The sequence below is a fragment of the Antribacter sp. NEAU-D49 genome (genome assembly GCF_057158775.1).
Genome location: NZ_JBXTSN010000013.1, coordinates 125,211 through 132,955, shown reverse-complemented (window position 1 = coordinate 132,955; position 7,745 = coordinate 125,211). Strand labels below are relative to the sequence as shown.

5 protein-coding genes are annotated in these 7,745 nt (G+C 73.3%); 1 reads left to right on the top strand and 4 read right to left on the bottom strand.

What is annotated here, in order from left to right; translation table 11 throughout:
- Window positions 1-194: 194 nt before the first annotated feature.
- Entirely contained in the window at window positions 195-1,724 is a 1,530-nt protein-coding gene (locus AC060K_RS12160; protein WP_483765674.1) for an alpha-N-arabinofuranosidase, read from the bottom strand.
- Window positions 1,725-1,855: 131 nt separating this feature from the next.
- On the opposite strand from AC060K_RS12160, the gene AC060K_RS12155 reads away from it, so the two are divergent.
- A complete protein-coding gene (locus AC060K_RS12155; RefSeq protein WP_483765673.1) occupies window positions 1,856-2,428 on the top strand; it encodes a prepilin peptidase in 573 nt (190 codons plus the stop codon).
- Between the two features lie 6 nt (window positions 2,429-2,434).
- Here AC060K_RS12155 and guaA read toward each other — a convergent pair whose 3' ends face one another.
- From guaA to AC060K_RS12140, 3 genes are read right to left on the bottom strand one after another with little or no spacing between them, the layout of a single operon-like run.
- Window positions 2,435-4,045: a glutamine-hydrolyzing GMP synthase gene (gene guaA / locus AC060K_RS12150; protein ID WP_483765672.1), complete on the bottom strand. Its 1,611-nt coding sequence runs from the start codon at window positions 4,043-4,045 to the stop codon at window positions 2,435-2,437.
- Between the two features lie 22 nt (window positions 4,046-4,067).
- Complete coding sequence (locus AC060K_RS12145) at window positions 4,068-5,843, bottom strand: ABC transporter ATP-binding protein (protein WP_483765671.1); 1,776 nt, start codon at window positions 5,841-5,843, stop codon at window positions 4,068-4,070.
- Complete coding sequence (locus tag AC060K_RS12140) at window positions 5,840-7,627, bottom strand: ABC transporter ATP-binding protein (protein ID WP_483765670.1); 1,788 nt, start codon at window positions 7,625-7,627, stop codon at window positions 5,840-5,842. Before AC060K_RS12140 ends, AC060K_RS12145 begins: the two co-directional genes overlap by 4 nt.
- Between the last annotated feature and the right edge of the window lie 118 nt (window positions 7,628-7,745).

Sequence of the window (7,745 nt, the reverse complement as noted above, 5' to 3'; positions counted from 1 at the left end):
ACTGCACGATCGCCCACCGCACGTCCGGCGGCACCGAATTGACCATGGCAACAGTGCACGATGTCCCGAGACAGACCGTGCACGATGTCCTGAGACACAACCGCGCACGATGTCCTGAGACTTCACACGGATGATCGGCAACTCGGGCTGCCGATCATCCGACGAACTGCCGATCACGTGAGCCCTGACCCGGGTCAGCCGGCGAGCTCCAGGTCGAGCACCACGAACGCACCCGCCGGCACGTCGAGCACGAGGCGTCCGCCCGCGAGCGTGGCGCCGTCGTACGGGCGGGGCGCGACCGCCGTCGGCGCGTCGAAGGTGTTGTGGTCCGCGACGTCCGTCCCCGCGAGGACCCTGCCCGAGACGGCGACGACGTCCGCGCCGCGGAGGTCGAGCTCGACGCGCGCGGGCGCGTCGGGGTCGAGGTTCGTCACCGACACCGCCGCCCGGCCGTCCTTGACCGACGCGGAGGCAGAGATCGTCGGGATCGACGCACCGTCGACCTCGCGCTCCGCACGGTCGCGCACCCGGACGGCGAGCGCCTGGGCCTCATGGTGCGGGCGGTTCATCTCGAACACGTGGTAGGTGGGGGTAAGGACGAGCCGGTCCTCGTCCGTCAGCACCATGGCCTGGAGCACGTTGACCGTCTGGGCGATGTTCGCCAGGCGCAGGCGGTCGGCGTGGTCGTGGAACGCGTCGAAGTGGACCGCCGCGACCAGGGCGTCGCGCATGGCGTTCTGCTGGTACAGGAACCCGGGGTTGGTGCCCGGCTCGACGTTCCACCAGGTGCCCCACTCGTCCAGCGCGAGGCCGATCTTCTTGGTGGGGTCGTAGGCGTCCATGACGGCGGCGTGGCCGGCGATGTACTGCCGTACCCGCAGAGCCCGGCTCATCGCGGTCCAGTGCTCGTCGCGCGTGAAGCTCGTCGCCGACCCCTTGTCGGACCACTCGCCCGTGAACGTGTAGTAGTGGAAGGAGACGGCCTGGAAGAGGTCGCGCGGGGCGCGGTCACCCAGCCGGGACGTGACCTCCTTCATGAGGGTCGCGGTCCACTGGTAGTCGTCGTCGGACGCGCCGGCCGCGATGCGGTACAGCTCGTTGTCGCCGTGGTTGCGGGCGTACGTGGCGTACTGGCGCGCGAGCGGGGCGAACTGCTCGGCGCGCAGGTTGCCGCCGCAGCCCCACGGCTCGTTGCCGACGCCCCAGAAGCGCACCTTCCAGGGCTCCTCGCGACCGTTCTCGCGGCGCAGCCGGGCCATCGGGGAGTCGCCGTCACGCGTCAGGTACTCGACCCAGTCGCTCGCCTCGCGCACCGAGCCCGAGCCCACGTTGGACGAGACGTAGGGTTCCGTGCCCAGCAGCTCGCAGAGGGCCATGAACTCGTGGGTGCCGAAGTGGTTGTTCTCCTCGACGTCCCCCCAGTGGGTGTTGACCATGCGCGGGCGGTCGGCCCGCGGGCCGATCCCGTCGGTCCAGTGGTACTCGTCGGCGAAGCAGCCGCCCGGCCAGCGGAGGTTCGGGATATCCAGGGCCCGCAGCGCGTCGACGACGTCCTGGCGGATGCCGCCCTCGTTGGGGATCGGCGAGTCCTCACCCACCCAGAAGCCGCCGTAGATGCACCGGCCGAGGTGCTCGGCGAAGTGGCCGTAGAGGTGGCGGGAGATCGTGGGCCCGGGGACGTCCAGGTCGATCACTGCGGAGAGGGCGGCGGTGGGCTCGGTCATGGGTGTCGACTCCTCGTCGGCGAGGCGGGGGCATCCGGGTGTGAGCGCTCACACCCGCGGCAGAAGTATCTCCGGGCGGCGCATCACAGCACCAGCAGGCATCAAATCGTATCGAGCCCTAGCCTCGCGCTGTGCTGACCACCTTGCGCGACCGCGCCGCCCTCGAGCTCGAGCCGCACCGGCGCGCCGTCGGGCTCCTCGCCGTACCCACCGGCGCGTGGGCGGTGTGGGCGAGCGGGCCGGGCTGGACCACACCGGCGCTGGTGGCCCTCGCCGTGGCCGGCGCGGCGCTCGGGGTGATCGACGCCCGCACGCACCGGCTGCCCGACGCGATCAGCCTTCCCGCGTCGGGCGCCTTCGCCGCGCTCCTCGTGGTGGCGGCGGCCGGTGGTGGCGACTGGGCCGCGCTCGCCCGGGCTGCGGCGGGCGCGGGCGTGCTCGGCGGCGCCTACTGGCTGCTCCACCGCCTGCACCGCAGCGGGCTCGGCTTCGGTGACGTGAAGCTGGCGCCCGCGCTCGGCGCCGCCGCGGCGTGGCACGACTGGACCGCCTGGACCGTCACGGCGGTGGCGCCGTTCCTCCTCGGCGGCCTCGTCGCCCTCGCGCTCCTGCTCACCCGGCGAGCACGGCGGGACTCGGTGATCCCGTTCGGGCCCTACATGCTCGCCGGTACGGCGGCCGCGCTGACGCTCGCCCGCCTGTGAGCCGGCTCACTCCCACTCGATGGTGCCCGGCGGCTTGCTCGTCACGTCGAGGACCACGCGGTTGACCTCGCGCACCTCGTTGGTGATGCGGGTCGAGATGACGGACAGCACGTCGTACGGGAGGCGCGTCCAGTCCGCCGTCATGGCGTCCTCGGACGAGACCGGGCGCAGCACGATCGGGTGGCCGTAGGTGCGGCCGTCGCCCTGGACGCCCACCGAGCGCACGTCGGCGAGCAGCACCACGGGGCACTGCCAGATCTCGCGGTCGAGGCCGGCGCGGGTGAGCTCCTCACGGGCGATCGCGTCGGCCGCGCGGAGGATCTCCAGGCGATCGGCCGTGACCTCGCCGACGATCCGGATGCCCAGGCCCGGGCCCGGGAACGGCTGGCGCCAGACGATCGCCTCGGGGACGCCCAGCTCCAGGCCCACGGCCCGGACCTCGTCCTTGAACAGCGTGCGGAGCGGCTCGATCAGCGAGAACTGCAGGTCGTCCGGCAGGCCGCCCACGTTGTGGTGGCTCTTGATGTTGGCCGCGCCCTCACCGCCGCCCGACTCGACCACGTCCGGGTACAGCGTGCCCTGGACGAGGAACTTGACCTCCTCGCCGTGCGCTCCCGCCTCGGCGACGATGTCGCGGGCGGCGTCCTCGAACACGCGGATGAACTCGCGGCCGATGATCTTGCGCTTGGTCTCGGGGTCGCTGTGGCCGGCGAGGGCCTGGAGGAAGCGCTCGCGCTCGTCGCGCACCACGAGGTTCACGCCCGTGGCCGCGACGAAGTCGCGCTCGACCTGCTCGGCCTCGCCCGCCCGCAGCAGACCGTGGTCCACGAACACGCAGGTGAGCTGGTCGCCGACGGCCCGCTGGACCAGCGCGGCCGCCACCGACGAGTCCACCCCGCCCGACAGGCCGCAGATGACGCGCGCGTCGCCCACCTGGGCGCGGATCGCCTCGACCTGCTCGGCGATCACGTTGCCGGGCGTCCAGTCGGGGGCGAGCCCCGCGCCGTCGTACAGGAAGTGCTCCAGCACCGTCTGCCCGTGCGCCGAGTGCTTGACCTCGGGGTGCCACTGCACGCCGAAGAGGCGGCGGCCCTTGTCCTCGAACGCCGCGACCGGCGAGCCGGACGACGTGGCCAGCACCTCGAAGCCCTCGGGCGCGCGGTGCACCGCGTCACCGTGGCTCATCCAGGTGGTCTGGTGGTCCGGGGTGTCAGCGAGCAGGACACCCGCCGCGCACACCTCCACCTCCGTGCCGCCGTACTCGCGCAGCCCCGTCTGCGCCACGTCACCGCCGAGCGCCTGCGCCATGGCCTGGAAGCCGTAGCAGATGCCCAGCACCGGCACCCCGGCCTCGAACAGCTTGGGGTCCACGAACGGCGCGCCGGTGGCGTAGACCGACGACGGCCCGCCCGACAGGATGATCGCCGCGGGGTCCTTGGCGAGGAGCTGGTCGACCGAGTACGTGTGCGGCACGATCTCGGAGTACACCTTCGCCTCGCGCACGCGGCGCGCGATCAGCTGGGCGTACTGGGCGCCGAAGTCCACCACGAGCACGGGCCGGTGCGCCGGCGCGCTCGAGGCAGCGGGATTCTGAGGGGTGGTGGCGGGGGTCGTCACCCCCCAAGTCTAGGTGCTCCCGCTACTCGTGCTGCCAGCTGTGCCAGAGCCGGGCGTACTCGCCGCCCGCGGCCACCAGCTCGTCGTGCGAGCCGATCTCCGAGATGCGGCCGCCGTCCACGACCGCGACCCGGTCGGCGTCGTGCGCCGTGTGGAGGCGGTGCGCGATGGCCACCACCGTGCGGCCCTCCAGCACCGCGTTCAGCGACCGCTCGAGGTGCCGGGCGGCACGCGGGTCCAGGAGGGACGTGGCCTCGTCGAGGACGAGGGTGTGCGGGTCGAGCAGCACGAGGCGCGCGAGCGCCACCTGCTGCGCCTGCGCCGGCGTGAGCGGGTGCCCGCCGGAGCCCACCTCGGTGGACAGCCCGTCAGGAAGGGCCTCCACCCACTCGTGGGCGTCGACGGCCCGCAGCGCCCCGAGGAGCTCCTCGTCGTCGGCACCCACCTTGGCGAGGCGCAGGTTCTCGGCCAGCGACCCCACGAACACGTGGTGCTCCTGGGTGACGAGCGCGACGTGCTTGCGCAGGTCCTCGAGCGGGAGCTCCACCAGCGGCACCTCGCCCACCGTGACCGACCCGCCCGTGGGCGGGTGGATCCCGGCGAGCATGCGGCCCAGGGTGGACTTTCCGGCGCCCGACGGGCCCACGACGGCGAGCCGCTCCCCCACCCGGAGGTCGAGGTCGATGCCGTGCAGCACGTCGTGGCCCTCGCGGTACGCGTACCGCACGCCGTGGGCACGCACGTGCTCGTCCTCCGGGCCGGTGTCGCCGGCCTCGCGGTCGGGCTCGACGAGGCTCACGCCGATCACGCGGGCAAGTGCCACGCCGGCCACCTGGAGCTCGTCCAGCCAGAAGATGAGGTCGAAGACGGGCCCGCCCATCTGGTGGGCGAACGCCGCCACGGTGGTGACCGCGCCGAGCGTGGTCTGCCCGTTCGCCAGCAGCCAGCCGCCCCAGAGCAGCACGGCGACCGGGGCGATGGCGATGGCCGCGTCGAGCGACGGGATCAGGCGGTTGCGCAGGCCGAGGGTGTACTTCTCGGCCTCGAACGCCTCGCGCAGGTCGTCGTTCACGCGGCGTCGCACCCGCGCGCCCAGGTGCAGCGCGTCGACCGTGCGCGACCCCTCGACGGACTCCGTGATGGTGCCGTTGAGCGCCGCGTAGGCCGCGGACTCCCGCAGGTAGCCGGGCGTCGCACGCTTCAGGTACCAGCGAGCGCCGACGACGATGAGCGGGACGCCCACCAGCAGGCCCAGTGCCACCAGGGGGTCGGCGAAGAAAGCCGCCACGAGCGTCATGCCCAGCGTGACGATGCACCACAGCACGCGCGGCACGCCCATGCGGACGGCGTTCTGCAGCTTGTTGACGTCGTTGGTGGTGCGCGCCACCAGGTCACCCGTCCCGGCGCGCTCCACGGTGGACAGCGGGAGCCGGGTCACCGCGTCCATGAACTCCTCGCGGAGGTCGGCGAACACCATCTCGCCGAACACCAGGGAGTACCGCGAGGCGAACCGCATGACGACCGCCTGCACCACGACGGCCCCCACGAGGAACAGCGCCAGCTGGTTGATCGCCGCGAGGCTCGTGCCCGCCGCGACCTGGTTCACGATGCGGCCCAGCAGGAACGGGCCCGCGAGCCCCGCCACGGCGCCCGCCGTGTGCAGCACCGCGACCCGCACCAGCGACCCGCGGTGCTTGCGGAACAGCACGCCCACGGCGCGGTTGACCTGCGCCCGGTCCGCGATGGGCAGCTTGCCCGACGCCGGGGCGGCCCCGGGCGCCTGCGTGGTCGCGGTCATCGCGCACCTCCTACGGTCTCGCTCGTGATGTCGTCGTCGGTCTCGTCCTCGGCCATGCTGCGGCCCACGACCGCCCGGTAGCGGGCGCCGACCAGGTCGTCGCGCTCCAGGAGCGTCGAGTGGGTGCCGGTCGCCACGACCCGGCCGTCCTCGAGGAGGTGCACCTCGTCGAGGCGGTCGAGCACGAGCGGGCTGGCCGTGACGATCAGCGTGGTGCGCCCCCGGCGCGCGTCGGCCACGCGCTCGGCGATCCGTGCCTCCGTGTGGGCGTCGACCGCGCTGGTCGGCTCCACCAGCACGAGGATCTCCGGCTCGGTGAGGAGGGCTCGGGCGAGCGTCACCCGCTGGCGCTGACCGCCCGACAGCGACCGTCCCTTCTCGGGCAGCTCCCCGGCGAGGCCGCCGGGCACGCTGTCCAGCACGTCGTGCGCGTCGGCCACCAGCATCGCGGCGGCCAGCTCGGCCTCGACCCGCCGGCCCCGCGGGTCGATCTCCTCGCCGAGGATGCCCGAGAACACCGTGGGCGTGGCCTCGGACACCACCACCCGGTGGCGCAGGTGCTCCTTGTCGAGGTCGCGCAGGAGCACGCCCCCGAGCCGGACCGGCGTGGGCTCCTCGAGCTCGTCGTCGAACCGGCCGAGCCGCGTCGCGAGGCGGGCGGACTCGTCGGGCTCCGCGCTGACCAGGCCGATCACCCGGCCCGGCGTCAGCACGAGCCCGCTGGCCTCGTCCACCAGCTCGGCGCCGGCGGGCGGCGCTGCGGCCGGCTCCGCGGGCTGCGGCGTGGCCGACTCGACCCGCAGGACGTTGAGGATCTTGCCCGCGGAGACGTGCCCGCGGACGAGCTGCTGCAGCATCTGGGTGGCCAGCTGGACCGGCCACGAGAGAAAGGCCGTGAACCCGTAGAACGTCACCAGCTCGCCGGCGGTGATCTCGCCCAGCACGGCCGCGCGGGCACCGATCCAGAGGACGAGCGCGACGAGCAGGCCGGGGAGCAGCACCTGCAGGCCGTCGAGCACCGACTGGACGGCCGCGACGCGGACGCCCTCGGCCCGCACCGCCTGCGACTGGCGCGCGTAGCGGCCGGCGAAGACGTCCTCGCCGCCGATCCCGCGGAGGATGCGCAGGCCCGAGACCGTGTCGGCGCCGAGGGTCGTCAGCCGGCCCGTGGCCTCGCGCTGCGACGCCTGACGCGACTGCAGCGGGCGCACCAGCAGCGCGAGCACCGCGGCGACGGCAGGGATGCCCAGCACCACGACCAGGCCGAGCACCGGGTGCAGCACCAGCATGACCACCGCCACGGCGAGGTACGACACCACCGACCCGACGAACCGGCCGAGGTGCGCGTAGACCTCCCCGACCCGCAAGGCGTCGCTGGCCACCGCCGAGACGACCTCCCCGGTGGGGAGCGTCTTGGTGATGGCGTGCCCGGCGCGCGAGGCCTTGAAGCCCACGAGCTGCGAGAAGGAGAACGCCGACCGGATCCAGTTCTCGACGTCCCACGTGTGGTCCAGCACGCCCGCCACCACGATGACCAGCGCGTTCAGCGCCAGCACACCGCACCAGAAGAACAGCCCCGAGCCGAACCCGCGCGCCAGCCCGTCGTCGATCGCGCGCCCCAGGAGCAGCGGGCCCACCGCCGAGGCGAGCATGGTCACCGTGCCCATCAGCACGCTCAGGGTCAGCACGCCACGCTGCTGACCCGCCTGCCAGAGCAGCAGTCGGGCGGGTGAGATCAGCGGAGGGCTGCCGGGGTCCGGCAGAGGGAGGGGGCGCACGATCATCTACGGTACGAGCCGCCACCGGCACGGAGCCACGCATTAAGCGGACGCCCGCGTGAGGTGCGCCACCGGCGCACCCGCGGATGGCGGCCGGGCACGGCCGGAGGCATATCCTCGTGGC

What these genes read in the sequence shown, in the direction of transcription:
- AC060K_RS12160 (WP_483765674.1), bottom strand. Translation starts at nt 1,724, where the DNA reads ATGACCGAGCCCACCGCCGCCCTCTCCGCAGTGATCGACCTGGACGTC.
- AC060K_RS12145 (WP_483765671.1), bottom strand. Translation starts at nt 5,843, where the DNA reads ATGACCGCGACCACGCAGGCGCCCGGGGCCGCCCCGGCGTCGGGCAAG.
- AC060K_RS12140 (WP_483765670.1), bottom strand. Translation starts at nt 7,627, where the DNA reads ATGATCGTGCGCCCCCTCCCTCTGCCGGACCCCGGCAGCCCTCCGCTG.